Below are 19,708 nucleotides of genomic sequence, written 5' to 3' on the forward strand. Positions count from 1 at the left end.
CTCCTCAGCCGTAGATTCCGTCCATGGCGGCCGCCGCGATGGCGGTCACCACCTTGAACGCCTTCATCGCCTCGGTCATGGATTCGGCGGTGAACCGCACGGTGCGGGTGGCGCTCAGGTCAACAGTGGGCACGACAGCGGCCGCGTGCGCAAGATGAGTGGCGTCGAAGTCGACTTCGATCACGTGCGCGGCGGCGTCGCCGTGGCCGCGTCCGGCGGTGGCCATGGCCCGCGCGGCGGCGGTCCGGATGAGGTCGGCGGTGGTCTGGGGTGGGGCGCAGATCGCGGCGTAGCGGCTGACGCATTCCTTGACGGCGGCGGTGGCCGCGCGGGGGGCGTAGCCTGCTGCTTCTGCGCAGGTGAGGTCGTCGCCGGTGACCATGATGACGGGGACGCCGTGTTCGGCGGCGAGGGCGGCGTTGAGCCTGCCCTCGCTGGCGGGGACGCCGTCGAGTCGGACCTCGGTGATCGCGTTCTCCAGGTACGTGTGGGCCAGGACGCCGTCGGCGCCCGCACCGGTGTGGTACCCGAGGAAGACGACGCCATCCACGCGGGTGTCGATTCCCTGCATCATGGACAGGGGTTTGTGCCTGCCGGTGAGCAGGCGGGCGCGGGGGTCGAGGTCTTCGATGAGGATGTTGCGCTGGGCGGAGTGGGCCTCGTTGACCAGCACGTCGGTGGCTCCCGCGGAGAGCAGGCCGGTGGCGCAGGCGTTGACGTCGCCGGTGAGCAGGCGGCGGAAGCGTTGCCATTGCTCGGTTCCGGGGACGACGTCGGCGGTGCAGGTGACGCCGGTGGCGCCTTCCATGTCGGCGGAGATGAGGATGCGCACCGCCCACACGGTACTTCTGGCCGTCATTCGTTGACTTCGGCCGTGGCCGGGTGGTTACTTCTTGCCACCACGTGGGGAAGGGGTGATCGCGGTGCGGGTGCGGCGATGGGGGTTGGGCGGCGTGGCCGTGGTGGTGGCCCTGTCGGCGGGCATGGCCGCGGGCGCCCCGGCGGCCCCGGCGGCGGCGCGGTCGGGGAGCACGTTGCGGGTGGCGGTCAGCCAGGAGGTGGATTCGCTCAACCCGTTCCTGTCGATCACCCGAACGGGGACTGACATCCTGCGGGCGAACTTCGAGCAGCTGACCACGGCGAGCGCGGACGACCTGGCCCCGGAGCCGGGGTTGGCGGAGCGGTGGGAGCCCTCGGCGGACAAGCTCACCTGGACGTTCACGATCCGCGCTGGCGCGCGGTGGAGCGACGGGGCGCCGATCACCGCCCGGGACGCGGCGTTCACCTTCGACCTGATGCTGCGCGACGGGGTGGCGCGCACGGCCAACGGGAACTATGTGGCGTCGTGGGAGTCGGTCAGCGCGGTCGACGATCGCACGCTGGTGGTCAAGACGAAGACCCCGCAGGCGACGATGACGGCGCTGGACATCCCGATCGTGCCGGAGCACGTGTGGTCGAAGGTCGCCGATGTGGGCGCGCCGCCCGCGCTGCCGATGGTCGCGAGCGGCCCGTTCGTGATCACCGAGTTCAAGGAGAGCCAGTACACCCGGCTCACGGCGAACAAGAGCTACTGGCGGGGCGCGCCGAAGATCGACCACCTGGACTTCGTGTACTACAAGAACTCCGACGCCGCGGTGCAGGCGCTGCTCAGCGGCGAGGTGGACCTGGTCAACCGGCTCACCCCGGCGCAGTTCGACCGGTTGGCCGGTGAGCCCGCGGTCGAGCGCAACAACGCCAAGGGCAAGCGGTTCAACGAGCTGATCATGAACTCGGGCGCGGCCGACGACACCGGGGCGCCGATCGGCGACGGGCATCCCGCGCTGCGGGACCCGAGGCTGCGGCGGGCGATCGCGCAGGCCGTCGACACCCGGACGCTGGTGGAGAAGGTGTGGGGCGGGTACGCCGAGCCGGGCAGCGGGTATGTGCCGCCGCTGTTCGCCGAGTTCCACTGGTCGCCGCCGCCGGAGCTCGCGCGCCCGTTCGACCTGGGGAAGGCGAACGCGGCGCTGGACGCGGCCGGGTACGCGCGCGGCGGCGACGGGGTGCGGGTGGACCCGGTCAGCGGGCGGCCGCTGGCGTTTCGGCTGATGGGTCACGCGGGCACGAACTTCGACGAGCAGTCCGCGCCGTTCGTCAAGGAGTGGCTGCGGGAGGTGGGCATCGCGGTCGAGGTGCGGATGGTCTCCGACACCAAGGTCAACGAGGCCACCACAGCGGGCACGTTCGACCTGGCTTACAGCGGGTGGAACGGCAACCCGGACCCGGACTACATCCTGCGGCTGCAGACGTGTTCGGCGCGGCCAGACGCCCAGGGCAAGGGCGCGACGCCGGACAGCTTCCTGTGCGACCCGGTCTACGACGCGCTCTACGCCCAGCAGTCGCAGGAGTTCGACCGGGCCAAGCGGGTCGAGTTGGTGAAGCGGATGCAGCGGGTGCTGCACGAGCAGGCGCCGATGGTGATCCTGGGCTACGACAACGTGCTGGAGGCCTACCGCAAGGACCGGTTCGCGCCGTTCCAGGTCTCGCCCGACCCGGGCGGGGTGATCATGAACCAGCAGTCGTACTGGGGGTACTACAGCGCCACCCCGGTGGCGATGGCCACCGGCGCGGGCCGCTCGACGGGGGTGGTGCTCGGCGTGGTGGGCGGGGCGCTGGTCCTGGCCGCCGCCGGGGCGCTGGTGCTCGCCCGGCGCCGCCGGTCCACCGCCGACGAGCGCGAGTGAGGGCCGGTGTCTGACGTCCTGGCCCCGACCGGGGAGCCGCCGCCCGCGCGGGCGCGGCGCGGCGGCGGGGCCGCCCGGTACGCGCTGAACAAGGTCGGCGGGGCGCTGCTGAGCGTGGCCATGATCGTGGTGCTGGGTTTCCTGCTGTTCCGGGCGCTGCCCGGCGACCCGGTGCAGACCATGACCAGGGGCCGCCCGGTCAGCGCCGAGCAGATCGCCGAACTGCAGGCGCGCCTGGGCCTGGACCGGCCGCTGCCCGAGCAGTTCCTGCGCTACCTCGGCGGTCTCCTGCGCGGCGACCTGGGCGTGTCCTACACCTTCAACGTGCCGGTCACCCAGAAGATCGGCGAGCGGATCGGCCCGACGCTGCTGCTGGTGGGCGTCGGCACGGTCCTCGCGGTGGCGCTGGGGCTGTGGCTGGGCGCCCGGTCGGCGTGGCGGCGCGGCAGCCGCTTCGACAAGGCCGCCACCGGGATCGCGCTGACCCTGTGGTCGGCGCCGACGTTCTGGCTGGGGCTGCTGCTGCTCTCGGCCACCGGCGGGCTGTTCCCCTCCGGCGGCATCACCTACCCCGACACCCCGCCGGACTTCCTGTCCCAGGCCCTGGACACCGCCCACCACATGGTGCTGCCGGTGCTCACCCTGGTCGCGGTCGTCTACGCCCAGTACCAGCTGGTCATGCGGTCCTCGCTGGTGGAGGAGATGACCGCCGACCACCTGCTCACCGCCCGCGCGAAGGGCCTGCGCGACGACCAGGTCCGCCGACGGCACGCCGTGCCCAACGCGCTGCTGCCCACCGTCACCCTGGTGTTCCTGCACCTGGGGCTGGTGGTGTCCGGGGCGATCACCGTGGAGACGGTGTTCTCCTGGCCCGGTCTGGGGCTGCTGACCTACGAGGCGCTGCGCGGGCCGGACCTGCCGCTGCTGCAGGGCACGTTCATCGTCCTGGCGGGCGCGGTGGTGGTCATGAACCTCGCCGCGGACCTGCTCTACCGGGTCCTCGACCCCCGGGTGCGTGCCTCGTGAGCGCCTGGCGGGAGTACACCCGGCACCGGACGGGCCTGGTCGGGCTGGGCGCGCTGGTCCTGATCGTGGCGCTGGCGGTCCTCGCGCCGCTGATCACCGACCCGCAGGGGTTGGAGGTCACCAAGGCCACCGGCGGGCGGCTGGAGCCGCCCAGCGGCCAGTTCTGGCTGGGCACCGACGAGAACGGGCGCTCGGTGCTGCTGCTGACCCTGTGGGGGGCGCGGGTGTCGCTGCTGGTCGGGCTGTCCGCGACGCTGCTGTCGATCTCCATCGGCACCGTCGTCGGGCTCGTCGCCGGGCATTTCGGCGGCCTGGCAGCCGCGGCGCTGATGCGGGTGACCGACTTCTTCCTCGTGCTGCCCTCGCTGGTGCTCGCGATCGCGCTGTCCACCGTCCTGGACCGCGGCGTGGGCACCATCGTGCTCGCCATCGGCCTGACCTCCTGGCCGTCGGCGGCGCGGCTGGTCCGCGCGCAGACGCTGACGGTGTCCGCCCGCCCCTACATCGAGCGCTCCCGCGCCCTGGGCGGCGGGCACCTGCACGTCATCGGCAGGCACGTGCTGCCCGGGGTGCTGCCGCTGGTGTTCGTCAACACCACCCTGGCCGTGGGCACCGCCATCGTCGCCGAGTCCACCCTGTCGTTCCTCGGGCTGGGCGACCCCACCGAGGTGTCCTGGGGGGCGATGCTGCGCGCGGCGTCGGGCAGCGGCGCGGTCACCGCGGGCGCCTGGTGGTACCTGGTGCCGCCGGGGCTGGCCATCGCCGGGGTGGTGCTCGCGTTCACCCTGTGCGGGCGCGCCCTGGAGTCCGTGCTCAACCCCAGGCTGCGGGAGCCGTAGATGACCCTGCTCGAACTGCGCGACCTGCACGTGCGCTACCCGGCGGAGCACGCCGTGCGCGGGGTCGACCTGTCCCTCGACGCCGGGCAGACCCTCGGCCTGGCCGGGGAGTCCGGCTGCGGCAAGTCGACCCTGGCGCTGTCGGTGCTGCGGCTGCTGCCCCCGGCCGCCCAGGTCGACGGGCAGATCCTGCTCGACGGCGCGGACGTGGCCACGATGAAGTGGGGCACGCTGCGCGCGGTCCGCTGGGCGCGGGCGTCGGTGGTGTTCCAGGGCGCCATGCACGCCCTCAACCCCGTGCACCGCGTCGGTGACCAGATCGCCGAGCCCATCCGCCTGCACACCCCCAAAACCAGCCCCGCCCAGGTCCGCGCCCGCGTCGAGACCCTGCTGCGGCAGGTCGAGCTGCCGGTGGACCGCGCGGGCGCCTACCCGCACGAGCTCTCCGGCGGGCAGAAGCAGCGCGTCATGATCGCCATGGCGCTGGCCTGCGAGCCGAAGCTGATCATCGCCGACGAGCCGACCACCGCGCTCGACGTCGTCGTGCAGGCCCAGGTCCTGGGCGTGCTCACCCGCCTGGTCGCCGAGCGCGCCATCGGGCTGCTGCTGATCAGCCACGACCTGTCCGTGCTCGCCACCACCTGCGAACGGCTCGCGGTGATGCGCCACGGGGAGATCGTCGAGGAAGGACCGGCCCGCGCGGTCATCGCCGCCCCCGCCCACCCGCACACCCGGGCGCTGGCCGCGGCGTTCCCCACCGTCGGCGACCCCCGCCACCGCTACGCCCCCGCCACCTCCGGAAAATCACCCGAACCGGGGACCGCCATGGTGGGCGAGGAGCTGCTGCGGGTCGAGGACCTGCGGGTGCGGTTCGGCTCCGTCGACGCCGTCGACGGGGTGGACCTGAGCGTGCGCGCCGGGGAGATCGTCGCCCTCGTCGGCCAGTCCGGCTCGGGGAAGACGACCCTCGCCCGCGCCGTCCTGGGCCTGCAACGCCCGCGGTCCGGGCGCGTCCTGTTCGCCGGGAAACCCCTGCCGACCACGGGGAAAGGGCTGCGCGCCTACCGGCGGCAGGTGCAGCTGATCCTGCAGGACCCCACCAGCGCGCTGAACCCCCGCCACACCGTCGGCGATGCCGTCGCCGAGGGCCTGCGCATCCACCGCGTCCCCGGCTCGGAGGCCGACCTGGTGGCCGCCGCGCTCGCCGCGGCCGAATTGCGCCCGCCCGAGCGCTACGCCGGGGCCCTGCCGCACGAGCTGTCCGGCGGGCAGCGCCAGCGGGTGGTCATCGCGGGCGCGCTGGCGCTGGCGCCGCGGCTGCTGGTCGCCGACGAGCCGGTCGCGTCCCTGGACGCCTCCGTGCGCGGGGAGATCCTGGCCCTGCTGCTGCGGCTGCGCTCCGAACTCGGGCTCGCCGCCCTGGTCATCACCCACGACCTCGGGCTGGCCTGGAACATCGCCGACCGGGTCGCGGTCATGCGCCGCGGCGTCATCGTCGAACAGGGCCCCGTCGAAGACGTGCTCGGCGACCCCCAGCACGCTTACACCCGGTCACTGCTGGCCGCGCTGCCCGACCCCGGCCGCGGCGGCCACGGCGGCCACGGTGAGCGCGGCGACCCCCTTGACCACCTCGGCCACCGGCCCGGAGGGTGACCCGCGGCGGCGCCCGACCCGCCCGCAACGACCATTGCGCGAAAGTGTCGGACACCCCCTGTGTAATCTCATCCAACGATGGCCACCACCACAGATCCGTCTCCAGACGTGGAAGAGTCCTTGGTCGCTGAGAACGCAGTGAACGTTGAATCCGCAGTCGACGGCCGTACCGACCGGCCCGACGAGCGGGTTGGTCCGCTGCCCGTGCGCACGATCGCGCTGGGCGCCGCGGGCAGTCTGCTGATCCTGCTCAGCTCCTTCGGAGCCGCGGGCGTCCTGGTGAGCGACCCCGTCCTCGGACACGGACCGCTGTCGTGGATCCGCTACGGCCACGGGCGGATGCTCGCCACCGGCACCCTCTACCTCGGCTTCGCCCTGGTGGTGTGGGCGTGGGTGCGGCTGGGCAGGCACGTCATCGCCGGACGCGTCGGGTCCCGCCCGGTGCTGGTCGCCGCGGCGTGCTGGATCGCGCCGCTGGTGTTCTCCCCGCCGATCTTCACCCGCGACGTGTTCTCCTACATCGCCCAGGGCACCCTGCCGCTCTACGGGCAGGACCCGTACGCGGTCGGGCCGATCGTGCTGGGCCTGCAGGAGGTCGTGCAGAACGTCCACCCGTTCTGGCAGACCACCCCCGCCCCCTACGGGCCGATGTTCATCCTGCTCGCCAAGGGCGTCGCCGCCGTCGCGGGCACCAACATGATCCTCGGCGTCGTCCTCATGCGCCTGGTCCTCATGATCGGCCTGGTGCTGCTGGTCTGGGCGCTGCCCGGCCTCGTCCGCCACCTCGGCGGGCACCTGCCCACCACCCTGTGGCTGGCCGTCGCGGGCCCGATGACCGTCGTGCACCTCACCGGCGGCCCGCACAACGACCTGCTCATGGTCGGGTTCCTCGCCGCGGGCACCCTGTGCGTCCTGGAACGCAAACACGTCCTGGGCGTCGCCCTGGTCACCCTCGGCGCCGCGGTCAAGGCCACCGCGGCCATCGCCCTGCCGTTCCTGGTGTGGGTGTGGGCCGGGCACCTGAAGTCGACGTTCTGGAAGAACTTCACCCGCGCCGTCGCCGCCGCGTTCGCGACCTTCGTCGTCACCTTCGCGGTGACCACCCTGCTCGCCGGGGTCAACCTCGGCTGGTTCAAGGCCCTGCAGGCCCCCACGATGATCGTGAACTGGCTGTCCATCCCGACCGGCGTCGGCGAGATCGCGCACACCCTCGTGGACGTGTTCGTCGACGCCAACAAGAGCTGGTTCGTCAACACCGCCCGCGTCATCGGCGGCCTGGCGTTCTTCACCATCGGCATCCACCAGTGGTGGCTGTCGCGGCACGGCGGGTCCGACGCGGTCCGCCGCATGGCGTTCATCCTCTTCGCCGTCGCCGTCCTCTCACCGGCCACCCTGCCCTGGTACCTGACCTGGGGCTTCGTCATCGCCGCCGCCCTGCCCTGGCAGCGACGGCAGCTGGCGATCCTGGTCAGCGCCGCGGTGTTCCTGGTGCTGACCTACTCCCCGGCAGGGGAAGACCTGCTCTACAACTGGCCGTTCATCGCCGGGGCCGTCGCCGTGTCGATCCTCGCCGGCTTCACCCTCCTGCGCAACGACCCCCTGCGCCTGTTCGGCGACCGCGAAGAACTGGTCACCGTCGACCCCGCCCCCGCCAAGGCCTGACTCACCCCTGAGCGAAACCGGCGGCGGCCCGCCGCGGCGCCCCCTACCGTCGGGGACATGCGGATCACCGAACGGCTGACGATGCTGCGGTTCCCGGTGGGCCAGGCCTACCTGTGGCGGGACGGGGCGTCGCTCACCCTGATCGACACCGGCGCCGCCGGGTCAGGGGCCGCGATCGCCGCCGCCGTCCGGGAAACCGGGCTGGACACCGCCGCCATCACCCGCGTCGTCCTCACCCACGGGCACGAGGACCACACGGGCGGAGCCGCCGACGTGCGGTCCTGGCACGGGGCGCCCGTGCACGCCCACCACCGTGACGCGCCCATCGTCCGCGGCGAGACCCGCCACGGCGACCCGGTGCTCACCACGCCCTGGGAACAGGACCTCTACGACCGGATCGTGCCCGGGGTGCCCGCCGCGCCCCCCTGCCCGGTCGACCGGGAACTCCACGGCGGCGACACCCTCGACTTCGGCGGCGGCGCCCACGTCATCGAGGTGCCCGGCCACACCGACGGCAGCATCGCGATCCACTTGCCCGCCCACGGCGTCCTCTTCTGCGGCGACACCATCGCCCGCGCCGACGGGCAGGTCATCCTCGGTGTGTTCAACCTCGACCCCGACCGCGCCGCCGACTCGATGCGCCGCCAGGCCGCCCTCGACGTCGACATCGCCTGCTTCGGCCACGGCGACCCGCTCGTCGGCGACGCCGCCACCGCCCTGCGCGCCGCGGCCGCCCACCTCTAGAGCCCGGGCCGGGTCACCGCAGGGCCGGTTCGGCCATGGTCAGGGTGCCGTTGTCGGCGTCGAGGACCGCTTCCACACCCAGCGGCACGGTCAGCTGCCCCGGGCAGTGCCCGAACCCGAGTTCCCACACCATCGGCACCCCCAGCCCGCCCAGCAGGTCCGCGACCACGTCGTGCACCTGCGCCAAGTCCCCGCAGTCGGCCCATGAACCCAGCGCGATCCCCGAAATCCCGGTGAACCAGCCCGCCCGCAGCAACTGGGTCAGCATCCGGTCGATCCGGTACGGCGGCTCCGCGACGTCCTCCAGCAGCAGGATCGCCCCGTCCGGCGGCCGCGCGACGCCCTCGGCGCCCACGCACGCGGCGAGCAGGGTCAGGTTCCCGCCCACGGTCACCCCGCGGGCGACGCCGTGGCAGGCGGTGGCGGTGGCCGGGCCGATGAGCCGCTGGACGCTCTCCGGGGCGAACAGGGTGTCCCGCAGGTGCCGTTGGGCGTCGGCGTCGAACAGGGCGCCCGCGATCATCGGGGCGAACAGGGTGGCCACGCCCAGCGTCGCGCCCAGCGCCTCGTGCAGGGCGGTGACGTCGCTGGACCCGGCGAACACCTTCGGGCCCGCCGCGGCCATCGCGTCCCAGTCGAGCAGGTCCAGGACACGCTGGGAGCCGTAGCCGCCGCGCGCGCAGACGACCGCGTCGACGCGGGGATCGCACCACGCCCGCTGGAAGTCCGCGGCGCGGTCGGCGTCACCACCGGCCAGGTAGGGCAGGGTCGGGTGCCGGTCGAGCACATGCGGGGCGACCTCGACGGTCAGGCCCCACGACCGCAGCACCGCCACCCCGGTGTCCAGCAGGGCGGGGGAGACCGGGCCTGCGGGGGCCACCACCGCCACCGTCGCCCCCGGGCGCAGCCGCGCCGGCCGGGCCCGGGTCACCGGCGCAACCCCAGCACCGGCACCCCTGGCGGGGTGAACCCGAACACCTGCCCGTAGAACGACAGCTCGGCCTCGTGCGCCGCGGTGATCGTCTCCGCCTTGCGGAACCCGTGCTGCTCGCCCTCGAAGGTCAGGTACGCGTGCGGGACACCGGTGCCGTCCAGGGCCGCGACGAACCGGTCGGCCTGCTCGGGCGGGCAGATCTCGTCGTCGAGGCCCTGCAGCAGCAGCACCGGGCCGGTCAGCCGGTCGACGTGGTTGGCCGGGGACCGGTCGCGGTAGCGGTCGCGGAACTCGGGCAGCGGCCCCACCAGGCCCTCGACGTAGCGGGACTCGAAGTCGTGGGTCTCGGCGCCCTCGCTGGTCCAGCCCTCCAGGTCGAGGATGGGGAACATGATCGTGGCGCAGGCGTAGGTGTCGACCGTGGTCATCGACGCCGCCGCGGTCCACCCGCCCGCGCTGCCGCCGCGCACCGCCAGCCGCGCCGGGTCCGCGACCCCCTCGGCGGCCAGCGCCGCGGCCACCGTCGCGCAGTCGCGCACGTCGACCACGCCCCACTGCCCGTCGAGGGCTTCGCGGAACGCGCGCCCGTAGCCGGTGGAGCCGCCGTAGTCGACCGCGACCACCCCGAAGCCGCGGCTGGTGAAGTACACGAACTCCAGATCCAGCACCGGGGAGAACTGGCCGGTCGGGCCGCCGTGGACGTGCACCAGGTACGGAGGCAGCTCCCCGTCGGGGGCGGCGTGGTCGGGGTTGGTCGGCGGGTACACGTAGGCCGGGATCTCGCGGCCGTCGGGGCTCTGGAAGACCCGGGCGACCGGCTCCGGCAGGTACGCGGGGTCGGGCAGGCCCTGCGCGGGAGCGCTCAGCTCGGTCAGGTCCCCGGTGGACAGGTCCAGCCGCACCGCGGTCCAGTCGGTGAACGGGCCCGCCGCGCACGCCGTGACCACCCCGTCCTCGCCCCCGGACAGGTCACTCCACCGGGTGAAGTCGCTGTCGACGTCGGTGACGGTGCCGGTGCGCTCGTCGAGGATCGCGAGCCGGTGCCCGCGCAGCACCGCGAACCGGCCGCGGCCCAGGGCGGCGAACCACCGCTTGCCCAGCTGCCACAGCGGGCCGCCGATCTCCCACGGCCCCGGCGCCAGGTTCACCGCGGTCCCGTCGATGCCGACCCGGTGCAGGTTCCACCAGCCGTCCGGGTCGGTCAGCGCCAGCAGCGTCGCAGGCGACTCCCACTCGACCTGGCAGACCGCCTCCCGCGGCCCGCCCGCGAGCACCCGGTGCGGGCCGAACGCGCCGTCGCGCAGGATCTCCGCCACGCACAGCTCCGCCCCGTCCCACGGCATGTTCGGGTGTTCCCAGCCGATCCAGGCCGCGTGGCGGCCGTCCGGGCTCGGCTTGGGCACGGTCATGAAGTGGTGGCTCGCGGCCAGCACCCGGGCAGGCCCCCCGTCGATGGGCAGCGCGACCAGGTCGCGGCGCACGTCGGTGGGCCGCTCGCCGGTCACGGTCTCGCGGACGCACCACACCTGCGTCCCGGCGGGCCCGGCGACCAGATCGGCGTGGCGGACTCCGTGCGGGCGGTCCGGGGCGGCGCTGATCGCGGCCGGGTCGCCCTCGTCCGGGTCGAGCAGGTACACCCGCTGGTCACCCCAGTGGGTGAACGCGACCCGGGCGCCGTCGGGGGTGTCGAGCAGCGCGTAGGGCCGCCCGCCGTACTCGTGGACCCGGTTGCGGGCGTTCCACGGCGCGCCCAGCACCTCCCGGGCGCCGTGGCCGTCGTCGCGGGTCAGCGCCAGCCGCCCGCCCTCGGCGGGTTTGGCCTGCGTCCACCACACTCCGCAGGCGTGCCGGGTCACCCACGCGGGGCTGCTGCTCGCCTGGGCGACATCAGCCGCGGCGACCGGGGAACCCCAGGTACCGTATGAAGCGATCTTCACCACAAGCAGGACCCTACCGACTGGGCGAGGGCGGCCCGATACGGTGGACGTGTGCGGCAAACCGGCGGGTAAGGCCTGCTCGATCCGGCGATGTCCCATAAGGTCGGAGGTGCCATGGCCCGTGTCATCCACGTCTTCCGTCAGCCCGACCGCTTCATAGCAGGCACGGTCGGGCAACCCGGTGACCGAGTGTTCTACCTGCAGGCTGTCGAAAGCGCCCGCACGGTCAGTGTGACCATCGAGAAACAGCAGGTCGTGGTGCTCGCCGAGCGCATCGGGTCGCTGTTGGAGGAGGTCCACCGCCGCTTCGGCGCGGAGATCCCCGCCGACGTGCCCGACGACCTCGTCGACGCCGACCCGCTGCAGGTGCCGGTGGAGGAGGAGTTCCGCGTCGGCACCATGGGCTTGGGCTGGGACGCCGAGACCCGCGCCGTGGTGATCGAGTTGCTCGCCGCGACCGAGGGCGAGGTCGACGAGTCGGTCGTGCTCGACGACACCGAGGAGGGGCCGGACGCGGTGCGGGTGTTCCTCTCGCCCACCGAGGCCCGCGCGTTCGCCGAGCGCGCCGACCGGGTCGTCAACGCCGGGCGCAAACCGTGCCCGCTGTGCGCGGAGCCGCTCGACCCGGCCGGTCACGTCTGCCCCCGGCAGAACGGGTACCGCCGCGGCGAAGAGGACTGAGCCCCGTGCTTCCCACCGACCCGGACGCCGGGGAGTTCCTGCTGCGCGGGAGCATCGAGGTCGAGGGCAGGCTGGTGGACGCGTCCAACGCGACCCTGTTCTGCGAGATCGAGGCGGCCGGGGTGTCGGCGAAGTGCGTCTACAAACCGGTCCGCGGGGAACGCCCGCTGTGGGATTTCCCCGATGGCACCCTCGCCGGGCGGGAGGTCTCGGCGTACCTGGTGACCCGGGCGGCGGGGCTGGCGCTGGTCCCGCCGACGGTGCTGCGCCCGGGCCCGTTCGGGCCGGGCATGGTGCAGCTGTGGGTGGAGACCAAGGAAGGCGACGACCTGGTCGACGTGATCGCCCCCGAGGACCTGCCCCCGGGGTGGCGGCCGATCCTGCGCGCGCACGACCGGTTCGGCGAGCCCGCGGTCCTCGCGCACTCCGACAGCCCGGCCGTGGCGCTGATGGCGGCGCTGGACGTGGTCCTCAACAACGCCGACCGCAAGGGCGGGCACGTCCTGCACGGCACCGACGGCGGCGTGTACGGGGTGGACCACGGCATCTGCCTGCACAGCGAGAACAAGCTGCGCACCGTGCTGTGGGGGTGGGCGGGGGAGGCGCTGCCGGACGAGGCGGTGGCGGCGCTGCACACGCTCGACGCCGCGCTCAAGGGCGACCTGGCCGAGGACCTGGCCGAGCATTTGACCCGCGCCGAGGTGGACGCGCTGCGGTCGCGGACCGCGGCGCTGCTGGCCGCCCCGGTGTACCCGACCCCGGACGCCGATGGCCGCCCGATCCCGTGGCCCGCGTTCTGATGGCCGTGCGGGTGGGGTCTTGATGGCGGACCGGGTGTGGCCCGCGTCGTTCGCCGACCGGCTGACCTCGCCGCTGCCCGGGGTCGGCGACGTCGTGCGGGTGCTGCGGACCGGCGGGTTCCGCGGGCCGACCGACCAGGCGCACCGCATCCCGGCGACCCGGGCCGCGCTGCCCGAGGTGGCCGCGGCCGAGGCCGCGCTGACCTGGGTGGGCCACGCGAGCTATGTGATCAGGATGGGCGGGGCGTGCGTGCTGGCCGACCCGGTGTGGTCCGACCGCATCCCCGGGACGCCGCGGCGGATCACCCCGCCCGGGGTGGCGTGGGAGTCGCTGCCGAGGGTGGACGCGGTGGTGATCAGCCACAACCACTACGACCACCTGGACCTGCCGACACTGCGGCGGCTGCCGGGGGACACGCCGCTGCTGGTGCCCGGCGGGTCCGGGAAATGGTTCGCCCGGCGCGGGTTCACCGGCGTGGTCGAGTTCGACTGGTGGGAGTCGGCGACCGTCGCCGGGGTGGCGTTCGACTTCGTGCCCGCCCACCACTGGAGCAGGCGCGGCCTGCGCGACACCTGCGCGTCCCTGTGGGGCGGCTGGGTCATGACCGCCGGGGGCGTCCGCGTGTACCACGCCGGGGACACCGGCTACGGGCACTGGTTCGCCGAGATCGGCGACCGCTACCCCGGCATCGACGTGGCGATGCTGCCGATCGGCGCGTACGAGCCGCGCTGGTTCATGTCGCCGGTCCACATGGACCCCGACGAGGCGGTGCGTGCCCTGGGCGACCTGGGCGCGCGGCGGCTGGCGTCGATGCACTGGGGCACATTCGTGCTGACCCGCGAGCCGGTCGCCGAGCCGCTGGACCGGGTCCGCGCGGCGTGGGCCGCCACCGGGCGACCGGCCGAGGACCTGTGGGACCTCGCGGTCGGCGAGACCCGCGTCCTGCGGCCCCCACCGCTTTCCTGACCCGGTGGGAAACCACACCGGGGAGCTAGTGCGGCCAACGCCAACCGCTATCCCACGTCCACGTCCACCCCGGTCGTGCGGGCCCCCGTCGGCGTCACCTTCATCACCTACCAGAACCCGCCCGGCAGCACCTCGGCGCGGGGCGCACCGCTACCCGGCGGCTTCCCACAGTTGGAACGCGGCGCCGAGGGGGTCGACGCAGTCGGCGATGAAGCCGTAGGGCTGGCGCCGCACCGGGCCGGTCTCGCCGCCGCGCTCGCGGACGCGGTCCAGGGCGGCCTCGATGTCGTCGGTGCGGAAGCAGAGCTGGACCTGCCCGGTGGCGTCGGGGCCCGCGCCGTAGAGGCCCAGGCCGTCGTGGTCGGCCACGGCCCACCCGCCGGGGGTCGATCCCGGGTGGTAGGACCAGCCCAGGACGTGGGCGTAGAACGCCTTGGCCGCCTCGGCGTCGGTGACGACCATGGTCACGTACGCGACGTCGCCGACGCTGCGGCGGGTGGCGCGCGCGGGCGGGGTGTTGAGCAGCCAGCGGTGCCCGAAGGGGTCTACGACGACCGCGACCCTGCCGTAGTCCTCGTCGGTGGGCGGGCGCTCGACGGTGGCTCCGCCCGCGACAGCACGGGTGAACGTGGCGTCGACGTCGGGCACCTGGACGTGCAGGGTGTGGGTGAACACGGTGGGGGAGTCCGGCGCGACCACCGGGACGCCGCCCGCGCCGCCTTCGGCGAGCATCAGCACGGCGTCGCCGATGCCGACCTCGGCGTGCCCGACCGCGCCGTCGGGCATCAGGTGGACCTCGCCGCGCTGGTGGCCGTCGAAGACCTCGGTGTACCAGTCGATGGCGCGGCGGGCGTCGGCCACCGCGAGGTAGGGGCTCAGCGTCGGCGGCCAGGCCAGTGCGCTTTCCGGGACGGGGGTCTTGGCTGCCATGTGTCCTCCCGCGGGTGCTCGGCGGCTCCCGGGGGACGGGGTCCGCCGTCTCATCGTTGCCCGGTGGCCGAGACCCCGCACGCGGATCGCGTGGCGACGGCGTGCCTGCGGGCCCCGGTCGGGCGACCTCGCTAGCGTGGCGGCCGTGCGCACCCACGACTACGGCCGCGACGTCCTCTCCAGCGGTAAGCCGCGCAAGCAGATCCCGGAGGTGGTCGCCGAGCCCGGCTTGGTGGCCGAGGACCCGGCGAGCGGGTTCTGCGGTGCGGTGGTCGGGTTCGAGAAGGGCGCGGTCGCCTCGGTGGTGCTGGAGGACCGGCACGGCAGGCGCAGGCTGTTCCCGCTGGTCCCGGCCGGGTTCCTCGTGGAGGGCCGACCGGTGACCCTGGTGCGGCCCGCGCAGGCGGCTGCGCCAGCCCGGCCCGCGGTGTCGGCGTCGGGGTCGGTGCGCGTCGAGGGGCTGCGGGCGCGCACGGCGCGGGAGAGCCGCATCTGGGTCGAAGGCGTCCACGACGCGGAACTCGTGGAGCGGGTGTGGGGGCACGACCTGCGCGTCGAGGGCGTGGTCGTGGAGCCGCTCGACGGCGTCGACCGGCTCGCCGAGCGGGTCGAGGAGTTCGGGACCGGGCCGGGCAGGCGACTGGGCGTGCTGGTCGACCACCTGGTCGACGGCAGCAAGGAGTCCAGGATCGTGGCCGCGGTGCGCGACGAGCGGGTGCTGGTCACCGGGCACCCGTACGTGGACATCTGGCAGGCGGTGAAACCGGCCGCGGTGGGCATCCCGGCGTGGCCGCCGGTGCCGCGCGGGGTGTCCTGGAAGGACGGTGTGTGCGCCGCCCTGGGCTGGGGCGACCCGGCCGACGGGTGGCGGCGGGTGCGGGCCGCGGTGACCGGGTTCCGCGACCTGGAGCCGCAACTGGTGGGCGCGGTGGAACGGCTGATCGACTTCGTCACCGACCCCGATGACGACTGAGACCGCCCCGCGGGTCACGAGTAGACCGCTTTCGGCCACTTCCGGCCGCGCGGTCTGCCACGATGGACCTATGGCGGCCCTGATTTGGTTGATCGGCGGGATCGCGCTCGTCGCAGCCGAAGTCCTCTCCGGGGATTTCGTGCTGCTGATGCTCGGCGCCGCCGCGCTCGCGGGCGCGGGAGCCGAGGCGCTCTTCGGTGTCACCGCGATCAGCGCGCTGGTGTTCGCGGTGGTCGCGCTCGGGCTGATCACCGTCGCCCGCCCGGCCCTCAAGCGGCGGGTCAACGCCCCGCGCGTGGCCGACAACGTCGCCGCGCTCGTCGGGGCGCAGGCGGTGGTGACGGCCACAGTGGACGGCTCCGGCGGGCGGGTGCGGCTGCACGGGCAGGAGTGGTCGGCGCGCGCGCTCGACGCGACGCAGGTGCTGGAACCGGGGGCCACCGTCACCGTCATGGAGATTTCCGGGGCGACCGCGGTCGTGTGGGCGGACCGGGTATGAGAGTCGACCGGAAATGGAGGGAAGGCACGTGAGCGTCACACTCATCGTCACGATCGTGGTGGTGTTGTTCGTCCTGACGATCGTGGTGAAGTCGATCCTGGTGATCCCGCAGGCGCAGTCCGCGGTGATCGAGCGCCTGGGCCGGTTCCGCAACGTCGCCGAGCCGGGGCTGAACTTCCTGGTGCCGTTCTTCGACCGGGTCCGGGCCCGGATCGATCTGCGGGAGCAGGTGGTGTCGTTCCCGCCGCAGCCGGTGATCACCAAGGACAACCTGACAGTCTCGATCGACACGGTCGTCTACTTCCAGGTGACCGACTCCCGGTCCGCGGTCTACGAGATCTCGAACTACATCATCGCGGTGGAGCAGCTGACCACCACGACGCTGCGCAACGTGGTCGGCGGGATGAGCCTGGAGGAGACCCTGACCTCCCGCGACCAGATCAACGGGCAGCTGCGCGGGGTCCTCGACGACGAGACCGGCCGGTGGGGCATCCGGGTGGCCAGGGTGGAGCTCAAGGCGATCGACCCGCCGCCGTCCATTCAGGACTCCATGGAGAAGCAGATGCGCGCAGACCGGGAGAAGCGCGCCATCATCCTCAACGCAGAGGGCCAGCGCGAGGCCGCGATCAAGACCGCCGAAGGCCAGAAGCAGAGCCAGATCCTCGCCGCCGAGGGCGCGAAGCAGGCCACCATCATGGCCGCGGAGGCCGAACGCCAGTCCCGCATCCTCAAGGCCCAGGGTGAGCGCGCCGCCCGTTACCTGCAGGCCCAGGGCCAGGCCAAGGCCATCGAGAAGGTGTTCGCCGCGATCAAGGCGGGCCGCCCCACCCCGGAAGTCCTGGCCTACCAGTACCTGCAGACCCTGCCGCAGATGGCGCAGGGCGACGCGAACAAGGTCTGGATGATCCCCAGCGACTTCGGCAAGGCGTTGGAGGGCTTCGCCCGCCAACTCGGCGCCAAGGGCGACGACGGCGTGTTCCGCTACGAGCCGTCCGAGGACATCCAGCCCTCCCAGCCGGAGCAAGACGACCCGTCCATCGCGGACTGGTTCGACACCTCCACCGACCCGCGCATCGAGGAAGCCGTGCGCGCGGCCGAGGCCGTGGCCCGCAAAGAGGTCGAAAGCCCGCTGAACCCCGGCGCCTGACGCGTCCGAGGGCGCCATACCCGATCACCGGGTATGGCGCCCTTTTTTTTCCGCGGACGCCCTTCCCACGCGGGGGACTCCCGTCAGGCGGTGATCGTCACCCGGGCCTCGGTGTGCCCTCGGGCCACCGCGACCCGCTGCGCCTCATCCTCCACGGCCTTCCGGGCCGCCGAGGCGAGGCGGGCGAACGGCTCCACGGTCACCGCCAACGCGCGGCCTGCGGTCTTGGTGCGCCAGGTGCCCGCGACCTCCCCGCCGACCAGGAGCGCCCCCGGGTTGCCGATCATCCGCCACACCCGCTTGCGGCGGGCCTCGTCGGGCACGAGCAGGTCGCGGTCGCGCAGTTGCAGCAGCGGGTCGTGCGGGGGCAGCAGCCGCACCAGGTCCGCGGGTGGGGCGCCGAGCAGGGCGGGCACGTCCTCCTCGGCCAGGTAGCAAGGTTTGCCGTCGACCCGGACCTCGACCAGGCCCTCCGGCCACACCGGCTTGACCTGCGCCTGCGTGGTGTCCAGGAATCCCGCCGCGTGGGCGAGGGTGCTGGGCCCGTGCAACCGCAGGTAGGCCTCGACCAGCGGGCCCGCCCCGGTCGACTCGGCGGGCACCGGGCACCGGTCGGCGACCGGGCGCAGCGTGGTCGGCCGGGTCTGGGCGCGCACCTCCACCCCGGCGAACAGCCCGACCAGCTGGAACAGGCTCCCGTAGACGTGGGTGGCGGCGCAGACCCGGCAGTCGTAGGAGTACTCCGGCGGCAACGCGGCCGTGACCTCCGCGCTGACCTGCCCGCGCGGCTTCTCCCGGTCCACCACGTCACGCAGCGCGCGGGCCCCGCCGGCGAACACGGTGAGCCCGGGTATCCCCGCCTTCTTGAACTTCGTGCCGGACCCGCCCAGCCGGGCGATCGCGTCGGCGTCCGAGCGCGGCCACAGGCTCCCCGCCAACTCCGGCAGGTCCGCGCGCCGCAGCAGGTGCGGCGCGCCGCGGAACGCCCACACCACCACCAGCGCCGGGTCGTCGAGGTCCGCGCCGTCGGGCAGCCGCGCCGCCAGCGCGGCCCTCGGCGCGCCGCCGTCCTGCACTCCCAGGTCGAGCACCGCCAGGTCCGTGACGCGGGCGGTGTCGCGGTGCAGCCCGTGCCGGGCGACGCGGTAGGCGAGCACTCGCTCACGGGTGAGGTCCACGCCGCCATTGTGGACGAAGCCTGGACCTACACCGGCACCGAGATGCCCACCGGCGAAAAGCGCTCAGTCGATGCGGGTGACCACGTGCGTGGTCCGGTCGCCCGGCGCGGCACCGCAGCTGAGGACCCGGTCACCCATGGCCCGCTCCGCCACGGTGACCCGCCACCCCCGCCCGTCCACATGCCACACCACGACCCGCCAGTGCCCGTCGTCGTCCAGTTCGGGATCACGCACCCGCAGGACGTCGGGGTGGACGGTGTTGGTGAGCTCCCGGACCGCGAGTTCGGCCGCCTGCCCCGCCGCGGGCCAGGTGGAGCGGCCGCGGCAGCGGTCGGTCACCACCGCGGACGAGGCCAGCAGCGCGCGGGCGCGGGCCGCGTCGAGGTCCCCGTAGGCGTAGCCGGTGGGCACCAGCAGACCGGTGGGGGCGAACCGGTGCCCGCCCAGGTGGCTGGACTCCCAGACCGCGTCGCCGTGGGTCAGCGCGACCTCGTCGGCGACCGGCCTGCCGCGCACGGCGCAGCACAGGTCGCGGCGCCCGTTGGTGCACACCAGCAGCACCGGCCAGGTGATCGTCTCACCGAACCCGGCGGGCTCGCCCCCGCCCGCGGCGGCGAAGTCCAGGTCGAGCAGGTGCTTGGGGTCGGTCACGACCTCCCGGCGCAGGAACGCGCGCCCGGGCGCGGTGTGCGCGAGGTAGACCCGCCGGGGCGCGGGGCGGTGCCGGTCGGGATGCGCGCCGGGACGGCGGATGAGCACGACCCGCACCCCCGCCCCCGCCGCGCGGGCGGCGAGTTCCGCGCCGAGACCGGTGTCGAGGTGGCTCTCCCGCGGCGCGTCGCGGCCCCACGGCCCGGGTTGCTCCACGCACAGCCAGGTCGCCGCCGTCACCGCGGTGCCCGCCATGGGCTCGTCGAGCGCGCGGGAGCGCACGGAGCAGGCGTCGCCGGGCAGCGCCGGGGGAGTGGTCACCATCACCACAAGGCTCTCACGCCCGGTACCGCCGTTCGTGTGC

General features: G+C 73.8%; 18 protein-coding genes. 12 read left to right on the plus strand and 6 right to left on the minus strand.

The annotated features are described in order from the left end of the window. Positions 1-4 precede the first annotated feature (4 nt). Positions 5-832: a M55 family metallopeptidase gene (locus BLS56_RS00210; protein WP_091448626.1), complete on the minus strand. Its 828-nt coding sequence runs from the start codon at positions 830-832 to the stop codon at positions 5-7. Positions 833-923: 91 nt separating this feature from the next. Here BLS56_RS00210 and BLS56_RS00215 point away from each other — a divergent pair, with 91 nt between their 5' ends. The 6 genes from BLS56_RS00215 to BLS56_RS00240 all read left to right on the plus strand — a co-directional run bounded on the left by BLS56_RS00215 (position 924) and on the right by BLS56_RS00240 (position 8,647). Beyond that, positions 924-2,723, plus strand: coding sequence for an ABC transporter substrate-binding protein (locus BLS56_RS00215; RefSeq protein WP_228771246.1), 1,800 nt, complete (start codon positions 924-926; stop codon positions 2,721-2,723). 6 nt (positions 2,724-2,729) lie between these two features. Then, positions 2,730-3,749 carry an ABC transporter permease gene (locus BLS56_RS31935; protein WP_407640466.1) on the plus strand — a complete coding sequence of 340 codons (1,020 nt, stop codon included), beginning with the start codon at positions 2,730-2,732 and terminating at the stop codon, positions 3,747-3,749. Beyond that, complete coding sequence (locus BLS56_RS00225; RefSeq protein ID WP_091446813.1) at positions 3,746-4,588, plus strand: ABC transporter permease; 843 nt, start codon at positions 3,746-3,748, stop codon at positions 4,586-4,588. Before BLS56_RS31935 ends, BLS56_RS00225 begins: the two co-directional genes overlap by 4 nt. Continuing rightward, positions 4,589-6,241: a nickel ABC transporter ATP-binding protein NikE gene (gene nikE, locus BLS56_RS00230; RefSeq protein ID WP_091446815.1), complete on the plus strand. Its 1,653-nt coding sequence runs from the start codon at positions 4,589-4,591 to the stop codon at positions 6,239-6,241. It abuts the gene before it with no gap. 78 nt (positions 6,242-6,319) lie between these two features. Beyond that, positions 6,320-7,903 carry a polyprenol phosphomannose-dependent alpha 1,6 mannosyltransferase MptB gene (gene mptB, locus BLS56_RS00235; RefSeq protein WP_175482582.1) on the plus strand — a complete coding sequence of 528 codons (1,584 nt, stop codon included), beginning with the start codon at positions 6,320-6,322 and terminating at the stop codon, positions 7,901-7,903. Between the two features lie 57 nt (positions 7,904-7,960). Then, positions 7,961-8,647, plus strand: coding sequence for an MBL fold metallo-hydrolase (locus BLS56_RS00240; protein ID WP_228771247.1), 687 nt, complete (start codon positions 7,961-7,963; stop codon positions 8,645-8,647). Between the two features lie 13 nt (positions 8,648-8,660). On the opposite strand, the gene BLS56_RS00245 is transcribed toward BLS56_RS00240, so the two are convergent. Both BLS56_RS00245 and BLS56_RS00250 read right to left on the minus strand, forming a co-directional pair. Next, positions 8,661-9,578 carry a S66 peptidase family protein gene (locus BLS56_RS00245; RefSeq protein ID WP_091446818.1) on the minus strand — a complete coding sequence of 306 codons (918 nt, stop codon included), beginning with the start codon at positions 9,576-9,578 and terminating at the stop codon, positions 8,661-8,663. Continuing rightward, entirely contained in the window at positions 9,575-11,521 is a 1,947-nt protein-coding gene (locus BLS56_RS00250; protein WP_091446821.1) for a S9 family peptidase, read from the minus strand. The genes BLS56_RS00245 and BLS56_RS00250 overlap by 4 nt, the downstream gene beginning before the upstream one ends. Before the next feature lie 111 nt (positions 11,522-11,632). Between BLS56_RS00250 and BLS56_RS00255 the strand changes: the two genes are divergently transcribed. Genes BLS56_RS00255 through BLS56_RS00265 form a run of 3 tightly spaced genes read left to right on the plus strand, consistent with a single transcriptional unit; the run spans position 11,633 to position 13,966 of the window. Beyond that, complete coding sequence (locus BLS56_RS00255) at positions 11,633-12,199, plus strand: DUF3090 domain-containing protein (RefSeq protein WP_091446823.1); 567 nt, start codon at positions 11,633-11,635, stop codon at positions 12,197-12,199. A gap of 5 nt (positions 12,200-12,204) precedes the next feature. Then, positions 12,205-12,999, plus strand: coding sequence for an SCO1664 family protein (locus BLS56_RS00260; protein ID WP_091446826.1), 795 nt, complete (start codon positions 12,205-12,207; stop codon positions 12,997-12,999). 22 nt (positions 13,000-13,021) lie between these two features. Then, positions 13,022-13,966: an MBL fold metallo-hydrolase gene (locus BLS56_RS00265; RefSeq protein WP_228771248.1), complete on the plus strand. Its 945-nt coding sequence runs from the start codon at positions 13,022-13,024 to the stop codon at positions 13,964-13,966. Between the two features lie 150 nt (positions 13,967-14,116). Here the strand turns inward: BLS56_RS00265 and BLS56_RS30285 are convergent, their stop codons facing one another. Next, positions 14,117-14,896 (minus strand): VOC family protein, encoded by a 780-nt coding sequence (locus tag BLS56_RS30285; protein WP_175482583.1) that lies wholly within the window; start codon positions 14,894-14,896, stop codon positions 14,117-14,119. 145 nt (positions 14,897-15,041) lie between these two features. Here BLS56_RS30285 and BLS56_RS00280 point away from each other — a divergent pair, with 145 nt between their 5' ends. From BLS56_RS00280 to BLS56_RS00290, 3 genes are all read left to right on the plus strand, one after another. After that, positions 15,042-15,869, plus strand: a complete 828-nt coding sequence (locus tag BLS56_RS00280) for a DUF3097 domain-containing protein (RefSeq protein ID WP_175482584.1) — start codon at positions 15,042-15,044, stop codon at positions 15,867-15,869. Positions 15,870-15,939: 70 nt separating this feature from the next. Beyond that, positions 15,940-16,368 carry an NfeD family protein gene (locus BLS56_RS00285; protein WP_091446834.1) on the plus strand — a complete coding sequence of 143 codons (429 nt, stop codon included), beginning with the start codon at positions 15,940-15,942 and terminating at the stop codon, positions 16,366-16,368. A 28-nt stretch (positions 16,369-16,396) separates the two neighbouring features. Continuing rightward, positions 16,397-17,515 carry an SPFH domain-containing protein gene (locus BLS56_RS00290; RefSeq protein ID WP_091446836.1) on the plus strand — a complete coding sequence of 373 codons (1,119 nt, stop codon included), beginning with the start codon at positions 16,397-16,399 and terminating at the stop codon, positions 17,513-17,515. Positions 17,516-17,598: 83 nt separating this feature from the next. Here the strand turns inward: BLS56_RS00290 and BLS56_RS00295 are convergent, their stop codons facing one another. Together BLS56_RS00295 and BLS56_RS00300 are read right to left on the minus strand one after the other, a co-directional pair. Further along, a complete protein-coding gene (locus tag BLS56_RS00295) occupies positions 17,599-18,693 on the minus strand; it encodes a DNA glycosylase AlkZ-like family protein (protein WP_091446838.1) in 1,095 nt (364 codons plus the stop codon). Between the two features lie 63 nt (positions 18,694-18,756). Then, complete coding sequence (locus BLS56_RS00300; protein WP_228771249.1) at positions 18,757-19,668, minus strand: sucrase ferredoxin; 912 nt, start codon at positions 19,666-19,668, stop codon at positions 18,757-18,759. Positions 19,669-19,708: the final 40 nt, after the last annotated feature.

Origin of the sequence: Actinokineospora iranica (genome assembly GCF_900101685.1) — a bacterium.
GTDB classification, from domain to species: domain Bacteria; phylum Actinomycetota; class Actinomycetes; order Mycobacteriales; family Pseudonocardiaceae; genus Actinokineospora; species Actinokineospora iranica.